Here is an 18,779-nt window from a genome sequence, read left to right on the forward strand (position 1 = left end):
CCCTCATCCGCGTTCTGTTCACCCGATCGGGGTCTCAGCCTCGACCGGTCCGACCGGCTCGGCCGTTCGGCGCCGCGAGGGGCCGGTGGACCACCGGTCGGCGTGGACCGGGATCAGCCCGAGGCCCCAGCCTCCGGCCGCCAGCAGTCCCAGCATCGCCCCGTCGGGCAGCCGTCCGACGCCTGCCGACAGCCACCAGCCGGACCCGACGGCCAGGACCGTCAGGAGCGCCAGCAGCGCCGGGATCCGCCGGGGCCGCAGCCGCCGGAGCCGTATTCGGGCCCCGGCACGCATCGCCGCCGCATTCCGCACGACCGTCTCCTTCGCTCGATCCGGGCCGCAGACGGCCCGCTCCGAGGCCGGGTCAGGCGGCGACCACGTCCATGGCGGCGGCCTTGGGCGACATGTTCGCCCGGTCGGCACCGGGGGCCGGCAGCGGTACCGGTTCGAGCACCGGCCTCAGCAGTTCACCTTCGGAGAGGGAGGCCATCGCCGCAAGTTCGGCGAGCGACAGTTCGTCGCTGACCTCGCGCATGACCTCGGACATCCGGACGTCGAGTGCGTCGCAGATGGCGGAGAGCAGCTCCGAGGAGGCTTCCTTCTGACCCCGCTCGACCTCGGAGAGGTATCCGAGCGAAACCCTGGCGGCCGCCGACACCTCGCGGAGTGTGCGGCCCTGGCGCTGGCGCTGCCGACGCAGTACATCGCCCAGTAGGCGACGAAGCAGGATCATCGGTGCCTCCCTCCTCGGACTGCGGATCGAGATGTCACGCCCCCACCGTACCGCCTTGCCCGCTTCGCGTGCGGGGACCATGGTCGTGTTCACTCTGGGCTGCAAGGCTGTCCCCTCCCCTGTTTCGGTGTCGCGCCCGGGCCGACGGGCACCCCGTCGTACCCTCCGGGCGGCACCGGGCCACCACCGCGCCACTCGTTCGCCACCTGGTTTCTGCCCAACCAGGGCCTCCGATGTAACACGATCCCGCAGTTGTCCGATGCCCGCACGCCAGTTCGGCGGATATCGGTTCGGTGGAGATCCTGTGGGCGGCCGTCGGCGGGAGCCGGGACGGAGCCGGTGCGGAGGTGGTGCGTGGACGGTCGGAGGCCCGGTGGCGACGGCGCGGACGAAGCTCAGTGCGTGGGCGTACCGGACGGGAGCCGCCCGACGAGCAGCTCCAGAGCGGCGGTCACCGCCCCGTGACGGATTGTGGCACGCTCCCCCGACAGCCGGGGCGAACTGACCAGACTTCCCCCCGGGCCGGCGACCGCGAGGTGTACCGTGCCGACCGGCTGCCCGTCCTGCGGCTCCGGACCGGCCACTCCGGTGGTCGCGATCCCGTAGGTGGCGCCGAGCAGCTTGCGCACGCCTTCGGCCATCTGCCGGGCCACCACCGGGTGGACCGGCCCGTGCACCGCCAGGAGTCCCTCGTCGACGCCGAGCAGCGCGGCCTTGAGCTCGGTCGCGTACGCCGTCACCGAGCCCCGGAAGGTCGCGGACGCCCCGGGGACGTCCACCAGCGCGGCCGCCAGCAGTCCACCGGTCAGCGACTCCGCGACGGCCACCGTGCCGCCCTCCGCCCGCAGTCCGGCGTGCACCCGCTCGGCCAGGCCGAAATCGGACCCCCGTGCATCGGCCACCCCGGTACCGGACACCCCGGTACCGGCCGGACCGGAACCGCTCGGACCGGAGCCGCCCGGTCCGCGGTCGATCGGCCGGGAACCGCCCGGCCCGACGTCCTCCGGCCCCGGCCCGGCGCTGCCGCTCATCCCGACGTCCCTCCCTCGCGTTCCCCCGGGCCCACCCCGGAGTACCCGTCATTGTGGGCCCGGGGGGCCGCCGGGGGGCCGCTTCGGCCCGGGTTCACCCGGTCGCGCGTCGCGCGGCCAGACCCTCCCGGCGCAGGCGCAGTGCCTGCCTCACGTAGTCCAGCGCGGTGCCGACGGTCAGCAGGACCGCGACCCCCATCAGCAGGGCCCGGCCGGTGGCCAGCCAGCCGGTCAGCACCAGGACGTACATGCCGACCGCGATGCCCTGGGTGAGCGTCTTGATCTTGCCGCCCCGGCTGGCCGGGATCACCCCGAAGCGGATCACCCAGAACCGCATCAGCGTGATGCCGAGCTCACGGGCCAGGATCACCGCGGTGACCCACCAGGGAAGGTCCCCCAGCACCGAGAGCCCGATCAGTGCCGCGCCCATGATCGCCTTGTCGGCGATCGGGTCGGCGATCTTGCCGAAGTCGGTGACCAGGCCCTTGCGCCGGGCCAGCTCGCCGTCGAACAGATCGGTGATCATCGCGACCGCGAAGGTGGCCCACGCCACCGAGCGCCACTTGGGGTCGTGCCCGCCCTCGGCGAAGAGCAGGGACACGAAGACCGGGACCAGCAGCAGCCGGACCATGGTCAGCACGTTCGCGATGTTCCAGATCCCCGGCGCCGGAGGCACCGCGGCCGCCGGTCTGCCCGGGTGGGCCGTGGCCGGGGCGCCGGGCCCCTGGGTCATTCCCCCGCTCCGGGCGCCCGGAGGACCCGCACCTGCTCCAGCGCCTCGGCGACCAGGTCGACGCCCTCGCTGGCGACCACCCGGGCCCGGTAGAACTGCCCGACCTCGGCGTCCTCGGCCCCGAGCAGGGTGGTGAGGCCGTCCGTCTCGGGCGCCTGGTGGGCGGCGCGGCCCTCGACCACGTCACCGTCGACCGACTCGACCAGCACCTCGACCTCGGTGCCGATCCGCTGCTCGGCGCGCTGCGCGGTCATCTCCTCGGCGAGCCGGGTGAGCCGGGCCAGGCGGTCGGCGACCACGTCCTCCGACAGCTTGCCGTCGTAGCCGGCCGCCTCGGTGCCCTCCTCGTCGGAGTAGCCGAAGACGCCGATCGCGTCCAGCCCGGCATGGGTCACGAAGCGCTCCAGCTCGGCGAAGTCGGCCTCGGTCTCGCCGGGGAAGCCGACGATGAAGTTGGACCGGGCACCGGCCTGCGGGGCCTTGCCGCGGATGGATCCGAGCAGCTCCAGGAACTGGTCGGTGGAGCCGAAGCGCCGCATCCGCCGCAGCACGGCCGGCGCGGAGTGCTGGAACGACAGGTCGAAGTAGGGCACCACGTCGGCGGTGCCGGTCATGGCGTCGATCAGCCCGGGGCGCATCTCGGCGGGCTGGAGGTAGGACACCCGGACCCGCTCCACGCCCTCGACCGAGGCGACCTCGGCGAGCAGCGTCTCCAGCAGCCGGATGTCGCCGAGGTCCTTGCCGTACGAGGTGTTGTTCTCGCTGACCAGGACGACCTCGCGGACGCCCTCACCGGCGAGCCACTGGGCCTCGTGCAGCACGTCCGAGGGACGGCGGGAGATGAACGAGCCCCGGAAGGCCGGGATGGCGCAGAACGAACAGCGCCGGTCGCAGCCGGAGGCGAGCTTGACGGAGGCCACCGGGTTGTCGTCCAGGCGCTTGCGCAGGGTGCGCGGCCCGGAGGCGGGCGCGAGGCCGGCCGGCAGGTCCTCGGGGGCGCCGTGACCGGGCAGGGCCACCTCGGTGGCGGCGGCCTGGCGCTCGACGGGGCTCAGCGGGAGCAGCTTGCGGCGGTCGCGCGGCAGGTGCGGGGCGTGGTGGCCGCCGGACAGGATGGTCTGCAGACGGTCGGAGATGTCCGAGTAGTCGTCGAAGCCGAGCACGCCGTCGGCCTCGGGCAGCGCGTCGGCCAGCTCCTTGCCGTAGCGCTCGGCCATGCAGCCGACCGCGACGACGGCCTGGGTGCGGCCGTGACCCTTGAGGTCGTTGGCCTCCAGGAGGGCGTCGACGGAGTCCTTCTTGGCGGCCTCGACGAAGCCACAGGTGTTGACGACGGCGACGTCGGCTTCGGCTGCGTCGTCCACGAGCAACCAGCCATCGGCCTCCAGTCGCCCGGCGAGTTCCTCGGAGTCCACCTCGTTGCGGGCGCATCCGAGCGTGACAAGGGCGACAGTACGGCGATCAGGCATAGGGCCAAGATTAACGCGCGGCCGCCGGAGCCGTTCGCCCCGGAGGCCACGCGTTGGCTCCGGCCGGGTTCCCGACCGGTCCGACGCCCCTCGCCATCAGCCCGCCTGCGGGTCTCCGGGGGTGTACGTGACGTGCACCACCTGGCCGTTCCGGCCCGCCGGACCGAGGTCCTTGCCGTTGACGTACACGTGCACGGCGCCGGCGTTGCCGATCACCAGCTTGATCTGCTTCGGATCGGTGAAGGTCTGGTCCTGACCTTCCTCGATGTTGTTCTGGAACAGCGACTTCCCGGTTCCGTCCACCGCCGAGACCCAGCTGGTGTCCTTCTCGGCGACCAGCTTCACGGTGACCTTGTCGGCCGGGACGGCGGCGATCGCGGCGGCGCTGGGCGCCGGCGCGGGCGGCTGGACCGCCGGGGTGGGCGCCGGGGCCACCGCGGCCGTCGAGCCGGTGCCGGAGCCCGAGGGCAGCGGGGCGCTGGCGGAGCCGGTGGTGCCGGTCCCGGCCTTGCCGCTCACCAGGTTGAAGCCGATCACCCCGACGACCGCGACGATCGCGGCGACCATCGCCGCCGTCCAGTTCGGGCGGCCCCGGCCGGGGACCTTGATCGGGCCGCTCTCGATCAGCTCGGTGGGCCGCTTGGAGGCCGGGGAGCCGCCGTGCGCGGCGTCGTAGCGGGCCACCAGGGCCTCGCCGTCGACGCGGACCAGTTGGGCGATCGCGCGAATGTGGCCGCGGGCGTAGAAGTCACCGCCGCAGCGACCGAAGTCGTCCTCCTCGATGGCGTGCACGATCGGCACCCGCACGCGGGTGGCACTGCTCACCTGATCCACCGTGAGCCCGGCGTCGATCCGGGCGGCGGACAGCACCCGGCCGATGCTCGGCGCATCGGCCGCCTGTTCCGCGGTGCCGGAGGGCAGCGCGGACGACGGGGCGTTCTCGCGGTCGGGAGACTTGCCGATGGTCACGGTGCACGCCTTTCGAGCGGTTGGCCACCTGCTGGGGAACAGTCTAGGGGCGGGGGCGGATCGTTTCTCAAGCGGAACAGGCCCGAATGCGCTCGCCCGCCCCGGCCGGGGGCCGAACGTGCACTGACTGCCCGTCGGCGCGGGGCCCGCCGTCTCCGGAGCCCCCGCGCCGGGGTTTCGCTTCGTCCGTCGCCCGTGGGACGCCGTCCGCACCCGATCGGTTCCGCACCGGCCGCCTACCCCCGTCCGGACGGGTGAACACACTCCCGGGCCACCGCGGCGGCCTCACCCCCGGATGGTGACGATCACCGCGTCCAGCTCGTCCGGCTTCACCAGCACGTCCCGGGCCTTGGAGCCCTCGCTCGGCCCGACGATGCCGCGCGACTCCATCAGGTCCATCAGCCGACCCGCCTTGGCGAAGCCGACCCGCAGCTTGCGCTGCAGCATCGAGGTGGAGCCGAACTGGGTGGAGACGACCAGCTCGGCCGCCTGGATCAGCAGCTCCAGGTCGTCGCCGATCTCCTCGTCGATCTCCTTCTTCGGCCCGCCGCCGACCGTCACGTCGTCGCGGTAGGCGACGGACAACTGCTCCTTGCAGTGCTTCACCACCGCGGCGATCTCGGCCTCGGTGACGAACGCGCCCTGCATCCGGATCGGCTTGCTCGCGCCCATCGGCAGGAACAGCGCGTCGCCCTTGCCGATCAGCTTCTCCGCGCCGGGCTGGTCCAGGATGACCCGGGAGTCGGCCATCGCCGAGGTGGCGAAGGCCAGCCGGGACGGCACATTGGCCTTGATCAGGCCGGTGACGACGTCCACCGAGGGCCGCTGGGTGGCCAGCACCAGGTGGATGCCGGCCGCGCGGGCGAGCTGGGTGATCCGGACCACCGAGTCCTCGACGTCGCGCGGCGCGACCATCATCAGGTCGGCCAGCTCGTCGACGATGACCAGCAGGTACGGGTACGGGGTCAGCTCGCGCTCGCTGCCGAGCGGCGGGGTGACGGTGCCGGCCCGGACCGCCGCGTTGAAGTCGTCCACGTGGCGGAAGCCGAACGCGGCGAGGTCGTCGTAGCGCATGTCCATCTCGCGGACCACCCACTGGAGGGCCTCGGCGGCCTTCTTCGGGTTGGTGATGATCGGCGTGATCAGGTGCGGGATGCCCTCGTAGGCGGTCAGCTCGACCCGCTTGGGGTCGACCAGCACCATCCGCACCTCGTCCGGGGTGGCGCGGGCGAGGATCGAGGTGATCAGGCAGTTGATGCAGGACGACTTGCCCGCGCCGGTCGCGCCGGCCACCAGGATGTGCGGCATCTTGGCGAGGTTGGCCATCACGCTGTGGCCCTCGACGTCCTTGCCCATGCCGACCACCATCGGGTGGCTGTCCTCGGCGGCGGCGCGCGAGCGCAGCAGGTCCCCGAGGTTGACCATCTCCCGGTCCCGGTTCGGGATCTCGATGCCGACCGCGGACTTGCCCGGGATCGGGCTGATGATCCGCACGTCCGGGCTGGCCACCGCGTAGGCGATGTTCTTGGCCAGCGCGGTGATCCGCTCGACCTTGACGGCCGGGCCGAGCTCGACCTCGTAGCGGGTGACCGTCGGGCCGCGGGTGAAGCCGGTCACCCTGGCGTCCACCTTGAACTCGCCGAAGGTCCCGGTGAGCTGGGCCACCACCTCGTCGTTGAGGGCGCTGCGGGCCTTGGCCGGGCCGCCGCGCTCCAGCAGGTCCAGCGGGGGCAGCGCGTAGGTGAGGCCCTCGGAGAGCTGGAGCTGCTCCATCCGGGCCGGCGCCGGGCCGTGCTCCTCGGGGGCGCCGGGGCCGGGGCCGCCGGCCCTGGCGGCCGGGACGGCGGGCTCCTCCGGCGGGGCGGTGCGGTCCTGCACCTGGTGCATCATGTCCGCCACCGCCGAGGAGGCGGGCACGCCGTAGACCAGCGCGCCGTCCAGGTCCGCCGCGGCGCCGGCGGCGATGTCCCGGGTGGCGTACGGGTCCAGGGCTTCCTTCGCGAACATGTCCGGTCCCTCGGCGGGCTCCTCGGCCGGCTCCGGACGGCGCTTGCGACGGCGCCGGCGGGCGGCCACCTCGTCGGTCGGGTCCTCACCGCCGGTGTCCACGGTGAAGGGCAGGGCCGAGGGGTCGGCGTCCTCCGGCGGCTCGTGCGAGAGCTCGCGCTCCGGCGCGCGCCCCCCGGTCGCGGTGTCCTGCGGGCCCGCCTCGACCACTCCCAGCCGGACGCCGGCCGCGCGGATCCGCTCCGGGATCCGGTTGACCGGGGTGGCGGTGGTGACCAGCAGGCCGAAGAAGGCGAGCAGCAGGAGCAGCGGCACCGCGAGGGCCGGCCCGGCGGCGGCCATCATCGGGGTGGACGCGGCCCAGCCGATGATCCCGCCGGCGGTCCTTATCCGGGTCGCGCCGCTGCCCATCCCGGGCGCGCCGCAGCCGATGTGGACCAGGCCGAGCACCCCGACCAGCAGGGTGCTCAGGCCGATCATGATCCGTCCGTTGGCCTCCGGCAGCTCGGGATGGCGCATCAGCCGGACCGCCACCGCGGCCAGCAGGAAGGGCACCAGGGCGTCGAGCCGGCCGAACAGACCGGAGACCACGTTGGTGGCCGCCTCGCCCAGCCAGCCCTGCGGGCTGAACCAGGTACCGGCGGCGGTCACCAGGGCCAGCGCGAACAGCAGCAGGCCGACGCCGTCCTTGCGGTGCGCGGGGTCGAGGTTCTTCGCGCCGTCGCCGAAGCCGCGGAAGACCGCGCCGATGCCGTGCGCCGCGCCGAGCCAGAGGGCGCGCACGGCCCGGAAGAGTATCGGGCGGGGCGGTGGCGGCGGCGGGGCCTGCTTGGCCGCCGTCTTCTTCGCCGGGGCCGCCTTCTTGGCGGCCGCCTTCTTCGCGGGCGGCTTGGCCGGAGCCTTCGCCGCGGCCTTCCTGGACGGTCCCGGACTCGGGTTGCGTGCCGCGCTTCCGGGCGTGCGTGTGGCCATGGGTCAGCAGCCTACCGGGGCGGGCGATCTGTTCCCATGTGCTCCGTCCGGGGTGCCCGGACGTGTCGCCGACACACCGTCACCCCGGTCGTGTTCACCCGGACGGGCGAGCGCGGACCGGCCGGGCGGCCACCTCCGGGCCGGGCACCGGCGGGCCTCAGTCGGTACCGGGGCGCAGCGCGTCCAGCGCCCGCCGGAGTCCGGCCAGCTTGCGCTCCAGGTGCGCCGCGGTGGCCGCCACCCCGCCGTCCTCGGTGCCGTCCAGCTGCTTGGTCAGCGACTCGGCCTGCTCCTCGACGGCGGCCAGCCGGGCCGACAGCTCGCCGAGCAGCGCGCCGCCGATGGCGGGCTCGGCCCCGGTCGCCTCCAGCTGCAGCCGCAGCAGCGCCGCCTGCTCCTTCAGCTGGCAGTTCTTCATGTAGAGGTCGACGAAGACCGAGACCTTGGCGCGCAGCACCCAGGGGTCGAAGGGCTTCGAGATGTAGTCGACCGCGCCGGCCGCGTAACCGCGGAAGGTGTGGTGCGGCCCGTGGTTGATCGCGGTCAGGAAGATGATCGGGATGTCCCGGGTGCGCTCGCGGCGCTTGATGTGGGCGGCGGTCTCGAAACCGTCCATCCCCGGCATCTGGACGTCCAGCAGGATCACCGCGAAGTCGTCGGTGAGCAGCGCCTTGAGCGCCTCCTCGCCGGAGGCGGCCCGCACCAGCGTCTGGTCCAGCGCCGAAAGGATCGCCTCCAGTGCCAAGAGGTTCTCCGGCCGGTCGTCGACCAGGAGGATCTTCGCCTTCTGCATTACGACGCGCCCTCCTGTCGCCTGCCTACCTGGGGAAGGCACCCGCGTACTGCCCACCACTACCCCGGTCATGCTAGCCGCACCCCCTCGCCCGGCACATCGCTCCGTCGCGTCCGGATCCGGAGCGGTGCGCAGCCAGTGCACCGGCGTACGCTCACCAGCGAGTCGTCACTCGGTCACTGTTCGCAACGATCGGTGACCCTACCCGGTTCCCGACCCTCCCCGCCAGCAAACCGCCCTCCCACCGGCGTGAACCCCGGAGCGTACTCCGCGATTCACGCCCCCGCCATTCGAACGGGCCGAACTCGGCCGTGCCCGGGGCCCGGTGGGCCCCGGACACCCGTCGGTCCGGGCCTCGGCGGCGGAGGTCCCGGCGGTCAGGACTTCCGGACGGTGAGCCACTCGTGCATCACCGACAGCAGGTGGTCGGTCTCCACCGGCTTGGTGATGTGATCGGTGGCACCGGCCGCCAAGGACTTCTCCTTGTCGCCCTTCATCGCCTTCGCGGTCAGCGCGATGATCGGCAGACCGGCGAACTGCGGCATCCGCCGGATCGCCTCGGTGGTCGCGTAGCCGTCCATCTCCGGCATCATGATGTCCATCAGGACCAGCGCCACGTTCTCGTGCTGCTCCAGCATCTCGATGCCCTCACGGCCGTTCTCCGCGTACAGCACCGTCAGCCCGTGCTGCTCCAGCACGCTGGTGAGGGCGAACACGTTGCGCACGTCGTCGTCGACGATCAGCACCTGCTCGCCGTCGAAGCGGACGTCGCCGCGGCCACCGGACCGGACCGCCGGAGCGGACTCCGGGCTGCGCCCCTCCGCCGCCCTCCCGTCGCCCGGACGGAACCCGGCGGGCCGGGCCTGGTGCGGGGACCGGCCCTCGGCGGACGGCACCTCCAGGGCCGCGCTGCGGCGGCGCTCGACCGCGCCCCGGCGGCGGACCTCGACCAGCTCGCGCACCTCCTGCGCCCAGTGCTCGGCCGGGTTCTCCCCCACCGGCACCGGCGTCCCAACCGGGGTCACCCCGACCGAGGCGCGCAGCGAGGGCGCGCCCGACCCCGCCTGACCGACGGCTCCCGGGGCCTCGGTGCGCAGCGGCAGGTAGAGGGTGAAGGTCGAGCCCTTGCCCAGCTCGCTCTCGGCGTGGATCTCGCCGCCGAGCAGCCGGGCGATCTCCCGGCTGATCGACAGCCCGAGGCCGGTACCGCCGTACTTGCGGCTGGTGGTGCCGTCGGCCTGCCGGAACGGCTCGAAGATCTCCCGCAGTTTGTCCCCGGGAATGCCGATCCCGGTGTCCGACACGGTGAAGGCGATCAGCGGATCGTCCGGCCCGTCGATCGCGCCCGCCTCCAGCAGCTGCTCGCGCACGTGCTGCGGCACTCCCCCGCCCGCCGGGCTGATCGAGAAGTCCACGGCGCCGGTGTCGGTGAACTTCACCGCGTTGGAGATGAGGTTGCGCAGCACCTGCTGGAGCCGCTGCTCGTCGGTGTGCAGGGTGACCGGCAGGGCCGGCGAGACCCGCACCTCGAACTCCAGGTTCTTGTCCAGCGCGACCGGCTGGAAGGTCGCCTCGACGTAGTCGACCAGCTGGACCAGGGCGATCCGGGCCGGCCGGACGTCCATCTTGCCCGCCTCCACCTTGGACAGGTCGAGGATGTCGTTGATCAGCTGGAGCAGGTCGGACCCGGCGCCGTGGATGGTGTCGGCGAACTCGACCTGCTTGGGCGAGAGGTTGCCCTCGTTGTTGTCGGAGAGCAGCTTGGCCAGGATCAGCAGCGAGTTCAGCGGGGTGCGCAGCTCGTGCGACATGTTGGCGAGGAACTCGCTCTTGTACCGGGAGGCCAGCGCGAGCTGTTCGGCGCGCTCCTCCAGGACCTGCCGCGCCTCCTCGATCTCGCCGTTCTTGATCTCGATGTCACGGTTCTGCTGAGCGAGTTGCTCGGCCTTCTCCTGCAACTCCTCGTTGGTTCGCTCCAGTTCCTCCTGGCGCGCCTCCAACTCCGCCGAACGCATCGAGAGTTCCGCGGTCAGCCGCTGGGACTCCAGCAGCAGGCCCTCGGTCTTGGTGTTGACACTGATGGTGTTGACGGTGACGCCGATCAGGTCCGCGATCTGGTTGAGGAAGTCCAGCGCGACCGTGGTGAACGAGCTGAAGGTGGCCAGCTCGATCACGCCCAGCAGCCGACCCTCGAACAGCACCGGCAGCACCACGATGTGGGCCGGCGAGGCTTCGCCGAGGCCGGAGGCGATCTTCAGGTACCCGGGCGGCGCCTCCTTGAGGATGATCGCCCGCTTCTCCACCGCGGCCTGGCCGATCAGCGACTCACCGGGGTGGAAGGTCGTCGGCATCGCCCGGCGCTGGTAGCCGTAGCTGCCGATCAGCCGCAGCACGGTGTCGTTCTCGTCGTCGTCCTCGGTGATCAGCTCGGCGGTGCGACCGGCCGGCTGGGCGAGGAAGAAGGCGCCGTGCTGGGCCGAGACCACCGGGGTGAGCTCGGTCATGATCAGCGAGGCCACCGCCTCCAGATCGCGCCGGCCCTGGAGCAGACCGGAGATCCGGGCCAGGTTGGTCTTCAGCCAGTCCTGCTCCTGGTTGGTCCGGGTGGTCTCGCGCAGGTTGGCGATCATCTGGTTGATGTTGTCCTTGAGCTCGTCGAGCTCGCCCGCGGCGTCCACGTCGATCCGCAGCGACAGATCACCCCGGGTCACCGCGGTGGCGACCTGCGCGATCGCGCGCACCTGCCGGGTGAGGTTGTTCGCCAGCTCGTTGACGGACTCGGTGAGGTCCTGCCAGGTGCCGTCCACCCCCGGCACCCGGGCCTGGCCGCCCAGCCGCCCGTCGGTGCCCACCTCACGGGCGACCCGGGTCACCTCGTCGGCGAACGCCGACAGCTGGTCCACCATGGTGTTGATGCTGGTCTTGAGCTCCAGGATCTCGCCGCGCGCGTCGACGTCGATCTTCTGCGACAGGTCGCCCTTGGCCACCGCCGTGATCACCAGCGCGATGTTCCGCACCTGGCCGGTCAGGTTGTTGGCCATCAGGTTGACGTTGTCGGTCAGGTCCTTCCAGATGCCGGCCACGCCCGGCACCCCCGCCTGACCGCCCAGGATGCCGTCGGTGCCCACCTCGCGCGCCACCCGGGTGACCTCCACCGCGAAGGCGGACAGCTGGTCGACCATGGTGTTCAGCGTCCCGGCCAGCGCCGCGACCTCGCCCTGCGCCTCGATGGTGATCTTCTTGGAGAGGTCGCCCGAGGCCACCGCCGTCGCCACCTCGGCGATGTTCCGCACCTGGCTGGTGAGGTTCGAGGCCATGAAGTTGACGTTGTCGGTCAGGTCCTTCCAGATGCCCGACACCCCGCGCACCCGGGCCTGGCCGCCGAGGTTGCCCTCGGTCCCCACCTCGCGGGCGACGCGGGTGACCTCGTCGGCGAACGCCGACAACTGGTCCACCATCGTGTTCACGGTGGTGACCAGCTCCAGGATCTCGCCCCGGGCATCGACGGTGATCTTCTTCGACACGTCCCCGCGGGCCACCGCCGTGGTCACCTCGGCGATGTTGCGGACCTGGCTGGTCAGGTTGTTGGCCATCAGGTTGACGCTGTTGGTCAGGTCCTTCCAGGTGCCGGACACCCCCGGCACGCTCGCCTGACCGCCGAGGATGCCCTCGGTACCGACGTCCCGGGCCACCCTGGTCACCTCGTCCGCGAAGGCGGACAACTGGTCGACCATGGTGTTGATGGTGTTCTTCAGCTCCAGGATCTCCCCGCGCGCGTCCACCTGGATCTTCTGCGAGAGGTCGCCCCGGGCCACGGCCGTGGTCACCTGGGCGATGTTCCGCACCTGGTCGGTGAGGTTGTTCGCCATGAAGTTGACGTTGTCGGTGAGGTCCCGCCACACGCCGGCCGCCCACGGCACCTGCGCCTGACCGCCGAGCCGCCCCTCGGTACCCACCTGGCGGGCCACCCGGGTCACCTGCTCGGCGAAGCCCGAGAGCTGGTCCACCATCGTGTTGATGGTGTTCTTCAGCTCCAGGATCTCCCCGCGCGCGTCCACCTCGATCTTCTGCGACAGGTCGCCGCGCGCCACCGCCGTGGTCACCTGCGCAATGCTGCGGACCTGACCCGTCAGGTTGTCCGCCATGAAGTTCACCGAATCGGTGAGGTCCCGCCAGACCCCGGCGACACCCGGCACCTGCGCCTGACCGCCCAGCCGGCCCTCGGTCCCCACGTCCCGGGCAACCCTGGTCACCTGCGCCGCGAAGCCGTTCAGCTGGTCCACCATCGTGTTGACGGTGTTCTTCAGCTCCAGCATCTCGCCGGCCACCTCGACCGTCACCTTGCGCGACAGGTCGCCCTTGGCCACCGCGGTCGTCACCTGCGCGATGTTGCGCACCTGCGCGGTCAGCCGACCGGCCATCGTGTTGACCGAGTCCGCGAGGTCCTTCCAGCTGCCGGACACGCTGCGGACCTTCGCCTGGCCACCCAGCTTGCCCTCGGTGCCGACCTCACGGGCCACCCGGGTCACCTCGTCGGTGAACTCCGACAGCTGGTCCACCAGCCCGTTGACCGTACGGCCGATCTTCAGGTACTCGCCGCGCAACGGGTGGCTCACCCCGTTGCTGTGCAGCGAGCGCAGCTCCATCTTCTGGTCCAGGTCGCCCTCGGCGATCGAGCTCAGCACCCGGCCCACCTCGGCCATCGGCCGCGCCAGGTCGTCGATCAGCGCGTTGCAGTTGTCGACCGCCGCCATCCAGGCGCCCTCGCCGGCACCGGTCTCCAGCCGCTCGTTCAGCCGGCCCTCACGGCCCACCGCGCGACGCACCCGGGCCAGCTCACCCGTCAGGTGCTGGTTGCGCTCCGCCACCTCGTTGAACACCGCGGCGATCTCCGCCAGCGGTCCGTCCCCGGGCACCGTCAGCCGGCGCCGGAAGTTTCCGTCGCGCATCGCCGTCAGCGCGGCCAGCACCTTGCGCAGCTCGGCCGGCTCGGCGCCGCGGTTGTGATTGACACGCCGGCCGGCCGCGCTCCGCGGCGCGGCCCCGGACCGCCCGCCACGCTGAGCGGGCGGCGTCGTACCGGTTGCGTCCTTGGTGGCCGAACTCAACGGGCCCCTCCCAGATCGTGAACTGTCCGGGCTCCCCCGCGGCCGCGCCCCCTCGGGGGCCCGCCGCCGGGAAACGTCCCGGTGTACGCCCCGGTGGCCCCTCGGGTCCACCGGAACCCGCAACGACCGTACTGCTCCGAACGGACATCGCGGACCCCCCAGTCTGGCAGCACTCGCGCCCGGTACAAGGCCGGTTGCGCTCGGTTGGTACCGCCCCGGTCCGAAACGGGTGGGCAGAATCACCCTCCGGTGCCTGTTTCGACGCCCCGCCCCCGCGGGGAACCAAGCGGAAAGTAGGGTGGAGCGCTGCACCGGGCCACCGACCCGCCCCAGCGTCGCCGGCACCCCGCCGGCACACACCGGGAGTCGACGGCCGCGCCCCCGGGCAGCCAGGGCCAGAGCAGAGGAGACGTGGCAACGTGGTCACCGCGCGCGCAGCCGCCACCTTCGAACCAGTGGGCCGGTCGGCCTCCGCCGCCCGCGCCTTCGTGCGGGACGCGCTGCTGGGCTGGGGCCTGCCCGAGGTCGTCGACGACGCCGTGGTCCTGGTCAGCGAACTCGTCACCAACGCCGTCGTGCACGCCGGCACCGCGGCCGAGGTCTGCTGCCTGCGCGAGGACGGCACGGTCCGGATCGAAGTCACCGACCACCACCCCGAACGCGGCCTGCCCACCTTCGCCGACGTACCCACCACCGCCTCCGACCACTACGCCGACGCCGACGGCGAGGGCGGCCGGGGCCTGCTGATGTGCGCCGCCCTCGCCGAACGCTGGGGCGTCGAGTACGGCTCCGGCCGCAAGACCGTCTGGTTCCGGCTCGCCCTGCCCGCGCACACCGCCGGCACCCGCTACGCGCTGCCCGCCACCCCCGGCAGCGAGCTCCCCCGCAGCACCGGACCGGTGCACGTCGCCGTCGTCCAGCTCGACGACGACGGCCGGATCCTCGCCTGGAACCCCGACGCCGAGGCACTCTTCCAGCACCCCGCCGACACCGTGCTCGGCCGCCCCTGGGCCGACCTCGCCGTCTGGCCGCAGCCCGCCGAGGCCGGCCTCGGCCTCGCCGCCACCCTGCGGCTCGCCCGCTGGGAGGGCGGCTACGCGCTGCGCCGCGCCGACGGCACCACCACCGACGTCTACGGCGTCCAGGTCCGCCTGCGCGACACCGACGGCACCCCCTCCACGCTCTGCCTGCTGGTCCCGGACGACGACCGCGCCGTCCTGCGCTCCCCCGCCCGCGCCCTGCCCGGCGACCGCGCCGAACCGGCGGCCAGGCTCGACCTGCTGGCCGGCCTCGGCAGCGGCGAGGACCTCGACACCCTGCTCCAGCACACCGTCGAACGCGCCCGCGACCTGCTCGACGCCGACGCCGCCTACCTGCTGCTCACCACCGACGACGAGACCGAGTTCGAGCTCCGCGCCGCCACCGGACTGCCCACCGCGATCCGCCCGCACACCCGCTTCCCGGTCGACACCGGCAACCGCTACGACTCGCCCCGCCTCCCCTCGGTGCACGAGGACCTCGCCACCCGACCCACCGGCCCGGCCGTCCTCGACGACAGCGCGCTGCGCTCCCTGCTCACCGTCCCGCTCAAGGTCGAGGGCCGGCTGATCGGCTCGCTCGGCATCGCCACCGCCGCCCCTGGCCGCTACGACAACGAGGACGCGCTGCGGCTCCAGTCCGCCGCCGACCGGCTCGCCCTCGCCGTCGAATCCACCCGGCTCACCGAACTCGAACGGCTGCGCCGCGGCTCGCTGTCCTTCCTCGTCGAAGCCTCCGACCTGCTGGCCGGCACCCTCGAACACGAGCAGACCCTCGCGCTCATGGCGCAGATGGCCGTCCCCACCCTCGCCTCCTGGTGCGCCGTCTACACCAACGGCGACCACGGCGCCCCCGCCTCGCTGGCCTTCGTCCTGCACGAGGACGAGGACCGGATCGACCCGCTGCGCGCCCTGCTCGACAAGACCACCGCCCCCGACGCCGGCCCCACCCACGGCGCCCGCTTCTGGGCCGGCCCCACCGACACCGCCGACGACAGCGGCTTCGCCCACGAGCCCGGCCTCACCGGCCTGCTCGGCGAGACCGTCGTCCTGCCCCTGACCGCCCGCAACCGGGTGATCGGCCTGCTCGCCCTCGGCACCCCGACCGGCGTCCGCTTCCGCCAGGAAGTCCTGGAACTCGCCGAGGACCTCTCCCGCCGAGCGGCCCTCGCCCTCGACAACTCCCGGCTCTACTCCGAGCGCACGGCCACCAGCCAGGCCCTGCAACGCAGCCTGCTGCCGCCGGAACTGCCCGACATCCCGGGCGTCGAGGTGGACGTCTACTACCAGGCCGCCGGCGAGGGCAACGAGGTCGGCGGCGACTTCTACGACCTCTTCCCGATCCGCGAGGGCACCTACGGCTTCGCCATCGGCGACGTCTGCGGCACCGGGCCCGAGGCCGCCTCGGTGACCGGCCTCGCCCGGCACTCGCTGCGGCTGCTCGCCCGCGAGGGTCTGGACGCCCCCCAGGTCCTCAGCCGGCTCAACACCGCCATCCTGGAGGAAGGTTCGCGCAGCCGCTTCCTCACCCTGCTCTACGGCGAGCTGACCCCCCGCCCCGACGGCAGCACCGAACTCTCGCTGGTCTGCGCCGGCCACCCGCTGCCCCTGCGGCTGCGCACCGACGGCCGGGTCGACCGGGCCGCCACCCCGCAGCCGCTGCTCGGCGTCATGGAGGACCTCGACCTCACCGCCGAGCGCCTGGTGCTCCACCCCGGCGAAGTCCTGCTCTGCGTCACCGACGGCGTCACCGAACGCCGCGAGGGCCTGCGGATGCTGGGCGACGACGGGCTCGCCGAGGTACTCACCGGCTGCACCGGACTCACCGCCGGGGCCGTCGCACTGCGTGTGCAGCGGGCGGTCGAACGCTTCGCCCCGGAGCCGCCGTCCGACGACATGGCCATCCTCACCCTGCGGGTGCCCACCCAGCGGACCGCCTGAACCCGCACCCGCACCGGGACCGCCGGGAACCGCGCGCCTCGGACCGAGCTTGCCCCACCGGTTGTCGCAGCCTGAACGATCCGCGACGGGCCGTCGACACAAAATGTGCGATTCACAAGGGTACAAGCCCGCTCACCCTGGGTACACCGATCTCACCGGGGAATCCCCCGGAGGGGACGTGACCAGCGGCTCTCTCGCTGGCCCAGCTTTCTGACCGCAGCCGTCGCACGCTCCAGCCGTGCGCGCCCGGCGCGGTCGCGCGCCTTCACCTCGCAAACTCACCCGCGTTCACTGCGCCCTCGCGCGCGCCCATCAGTGAAAGGAGCCTCCGGTGAGCAATGAAGCTACCGGGGCACTGAACGCCCGCTCCACCGGCGCCGACGCGGGTAACCTCGGTTACCTCGCACTCGGCCTGACTCTCCTCGCCTACGGCGTTCTCTCGACCGGCCTGTTCAGCGGCACAGCCGCCGGGAACTCGGCCCATCTCGCCCACATCCTCGGCGGCATCACCCTGTTCGTCGCCGGCCTCTGGCAGCTCCGCGGCGGCGAAGGCTTCACCGGGACGGCCTTCACCAGCCTCGGCGCCTTCTGGGCCACCTGGTCCACGGCCTCCGGCGCCGGCAAGAACGCGGCCGGCCTGTTCCTGCTGCTGTGGGCCCTGCTCGCACTCACCCTGACCGCCGCGAGCTGGAACGCCGGCCTGCTCGGCCGCGCGGTCTACGGCCTGCTGACGATCTCGCTCTTCCTCTCCGCCATCGCCACCTTCAACACCTCCGGTGGCCTGGCCAAGGCGGCCGGCTGGATCGCCGCGGCCTCCGGGCTGGCGGCCTGGTACTGGGCCACCGCGTCGCTGACCAACAGCGCGTGGGGCCGTGACGCCCTGCCGGTCAAGTAACGGCAGGTCCGAACCGGTGGGCCGGACCCTCCCCCCACGGGGCCCGGCCCACCGGCATGTCACGTGCCCGCGCGGTCGCGGGCCCCCACCCGTTCCCGTCCGGCCTCCGGCCGGACCTCCGACGTGTTCCGGGCCCGCCACCGCGCGAAGCCGCGCTGCGCCGCGTACGCCAGCAGCAGGATCGCCACCGCGACCAGACCGTCCGCCCAGAAGTGGTTCGCCGTCACCACCACGACCGCGACGGTCAGCACCGGGTGCAGCACCACCAGCCACCGCAGCGGGCTCGACGAGACCCGTACCACCGCGACCGCCACCAGCACGCACCAAGCCACGTGCACGGACGGCATCGCGGACAGCTGAGCGGCCTTCACCATCCCGCCGACCGTGCCTCCGTACACCGACTGCCCGTACTCCGCCGCGACGTCGACGAACCCCTTCTCCGGCAGCATCCGGGGAGGCGCCACCGGGATGAACTGGACGGCCAGACAGACCGCCGTCGTGATCACCACCGTGGTCCGCACCCACGCGTACCGCTCCCGGTGTCTGAGGAAGACCCAGACCAGCGCCGCGATCATCACGGTGAAGTGCATCGACGCGTAGTAGTAGTTCGCCAGCTTCACCAGCACCGGGTAGGGCGTCACGGCGGACTGCCAGGAGACCTCGTCGGGCAGGCCGACCGCCAGTTCCGTCCGGTGGATCCAACGAGCCCGGTCCAGGGCGTGTTCGGTGCTCATCAGCGACAGTCGTCCGACCAGTTGCCAGAGGGAGAACAGCGCGAGCAGGGTGCCGGCCTCCCGCAGGACCACCGAGACGCCCGGCCGCCGTCCCCGGGCCGCCACGTACGAGCCCCCGTAGAGCACGGCCGCGGTACCCCCGGCGGACTGCCAGGTAAGGGTCAGGTTCTGCAACGGTTCGTGCCTCTCCACCGAGCTCGGACGTGGTGGGGAGACGTTAACGCAAAAAGACCCCCTCCTGAACCGGAGGGGGTCTTTTTGGAATGATTGTTCGGCGGCGTCCTACTCTCCCACAGGGTCCCCCCTGCAGTACCATCGGCGCTGTGAGGCTTAGCTTCCGGGTTCGGAATGTAACCG

Annotated in this window: 12 protein-coding genes and 1 rRNA gene; 2 read left to right on the forward strand and 11 right to left on the reverse strand. The window is 72.5% G+C overall.

What is annotated here, in order from left to right; translation table 11 throughout:
• Positions 1–18: 18 nt before the first annotated feature.
• The 9 genes from ACIQ9P_RS30900 to ACIQ9P_RS30940 all read right to left on the reverse strand — a co-directional run bounded on the left by ACIQ9P_RS30900 (position 19) and on the right by ACIQ9P_RS30940 (position 13,656).
• A complete protein-coding gene (locus ACIQ9P_RS30900) occupies positions 19–312 on the reverse strand; it encodes a hypothetical protein (RefSeq protein WP_402363408.1) in 294 nt (97 codons plus the stop codon).
• 52 nt (positions 313–364) lie between these two features.
• Positions 365–733 carry a helix-turn-helix domain-containing protein gene (locus ACIQ9P_RS30905; RefSeq protein ID WP_402363411.1) on the reverse strand — a complete coding sequence of 123 codons (369 nt, stop codon included), beginning with the start codon at positions 731–733 and terminating at the stop codon, positions 365–367.
• A 395-nt stretch (positions 734–1,128) separates the two neighbouring features.
• Complete coding sequence (locus ACIQ9P_RS30910; RefSeq protein ID WP_402363457.1) at positions 1,129–1,605, reverse strand: CinA family protein; 477 nt, start codon at positions 1,603–1,605, stop codon at positions 1,129–1,131.
• A 253-nt stretch (positions 1,606–1,858) separates the two neighbouring features.
• Complete coding sequence (pgsA, locus tag ACIQ9P_RS30915; protein ID WP_402363414.1) at positions 1,859–2,497, reverse strand: CDP-diacylglycerol--glycerol-3-phosphate 3-phosphatidyltransferase; 639 nt, start codon at positions 2,495–2,497, stop codon at positions 1,859–1,861.
• A complete protein-coding gene (rimO, locus tag ACIQ9P_RS30920; protein ID WP_402363418.1) occupies positions 2,494–3,966 on the reverse strand; it encodes a 30S ribosomal protein S12 methylthiotransferase RimO in 1,473 nt (490 codons plus the stop codon). Before rimO ends, pgsA begins: the two co-directional genes overlap by 4 nt.
• Before the next feature lie 96 nt (positions 3,967–4,062).
• Entirely contained in the window at positions 4,063–4,935 is an 873-nt protein-coding gene (locus tag ACIQ9P_RS30925) for a helix-turn-helix domain-containing protein (RefSeq protein WP_402363421.1), read from the reverse strand.
• Positions 4,936–5,220: 285 nt separating this feature from the next.
• Positions 5,221–7,914, reverse strand: coding sequence for a DNA translocase FtsK (locus ACIQ9P_RS30930; RefSeq protein ID WP_402363424.1), 2,694 nt, complete (start codon positions 7,912–7,914; stop codon positions 5,221–5,223).
• Between the two features lie 157 nt (positions 7,915–8,071).
• Positions 8,072–8,707 carry a response regulator gene (locus ACIQ9P_RS30935; protein WP_402363427.1) on the reverse strand — a complete coding sequence of 212 codons (636 nt, stop codon included), beginning with the start codon at positions 8,705–8,707 and terminating at the stop codon, positions 8,072–8,074.
• Positions 8,708–9,084: 377 nt separating this feature from the next.
• Positions 9,085–13,656, reverse strand: coding sequence for a HAMP domain-containing protein (locus ACIQ9P_RS30940; RefSeq protein ID WP_402363459.1), 4,572 nt, complete (start codon positions 13,654–13,656; stop codon positions 9,085–9,087).
• Positions 13,657–14,234: 578 nt separating this feature from the next.
• Here ACIQ9P_RS30940 and ACIQ9P_RS30945 point away from each other — a divergent pair.
• Positions 14,235–16,793, forward strand: coding sequence for a SpoIIE family protein phosphatase (locus tag ACIQ9P_RS30945; protein ID WP_402363430.1), 2,559 nt, complete (start codon positions 14,235–14,237; stop codon positions 16,791–16,793).
• Between the two features lie 331 nt (positions 16,794–17,124).
• Complete coding sequence (locus ACIQ9P_RS30950; RefSeq protein WP_402363433.1) at positions 17,125–17,688, forward strand: acetate uptake transporter; 564 nt, start codon at positions 17,125–17,127, stop codon at positions 17,686–17,688.
• Between the two features lie 59 nt (positions 17,689–17,747).
• Here the strand turns inward: ACIQ9P_RS30950 and ACIQ9P_RS30955 are convergent, their stop codons facing one another.
• Entirely contained in the window at positions 17,748–18,596 is an 849-nt protein-coding gene (locus tag ACIQ9P_RS30955) for a phosphatase PAP2 family protein (RefSeq protein ID WP_402363436.1), read from the reverse strand.
• Between the two features lie 95 nt (positions 18,597–18,691).
• Positions 18,692–18,779, reverse strand: a 5S ribosomal RNA gene (gene rrf, locus ACIQ9P_RS30960); the annotation flags it as partial.

It is taken from the genome of Kitasatospora sp. NPDC094019 (genome assembly GCF_044764505.1).
In the GTDB taxonomy this organism is placed as follows: Bacteria; Actinomycetota; Actinomycetes; order Streptomycetales; family Streptomycetaceae; genus Kitasatospora.

Coding starts and splice junctions, on each gene's coding strand:
- ACIQ9P_RS30905 (WP_402363411.1), bottom strand. CDS start 733: ATGATCCTGCTTCGTCGCCTACTGGGCGATGTACTGCGTCGGCAGCGC.
- pgsA (WP_402363414.1), bottom strand. CDS start 2,497: ATGACCCAGGGGCCCGGCGCCCCGGCCACGGCCCACCCGGGCAGACCG.
- rimO (WP_402363418.1), bottom strand. CDS start 3,966: ATGCCTGATCGCCGTACTGTCGCCCTTGTCACGCTCGGATGCGCCCGC.
- ACIQ9P_RS30930 (WP_402363424.1), bottom strand. CDS start 7,914: ATGGCCACACGCACGCCCGGAAGCGCGGCACGCAACCCGAGTCCGGGA.
- ACIQ9P_RS30935 (WP_402363427.1), bottom strand. CDS start 8,707: ATGCAGAAGGCGAAGATCCTCCTGGTCGACGACCGGCCGGAGAACCTC.
- ACIQ9P_RS30940 (WP_402363459.1), bottom strand. CDS start 13,656: ATGCGCGACGGAAACTTCCGGCGCCGGCTGACGGTGCCCGGGGACGGA.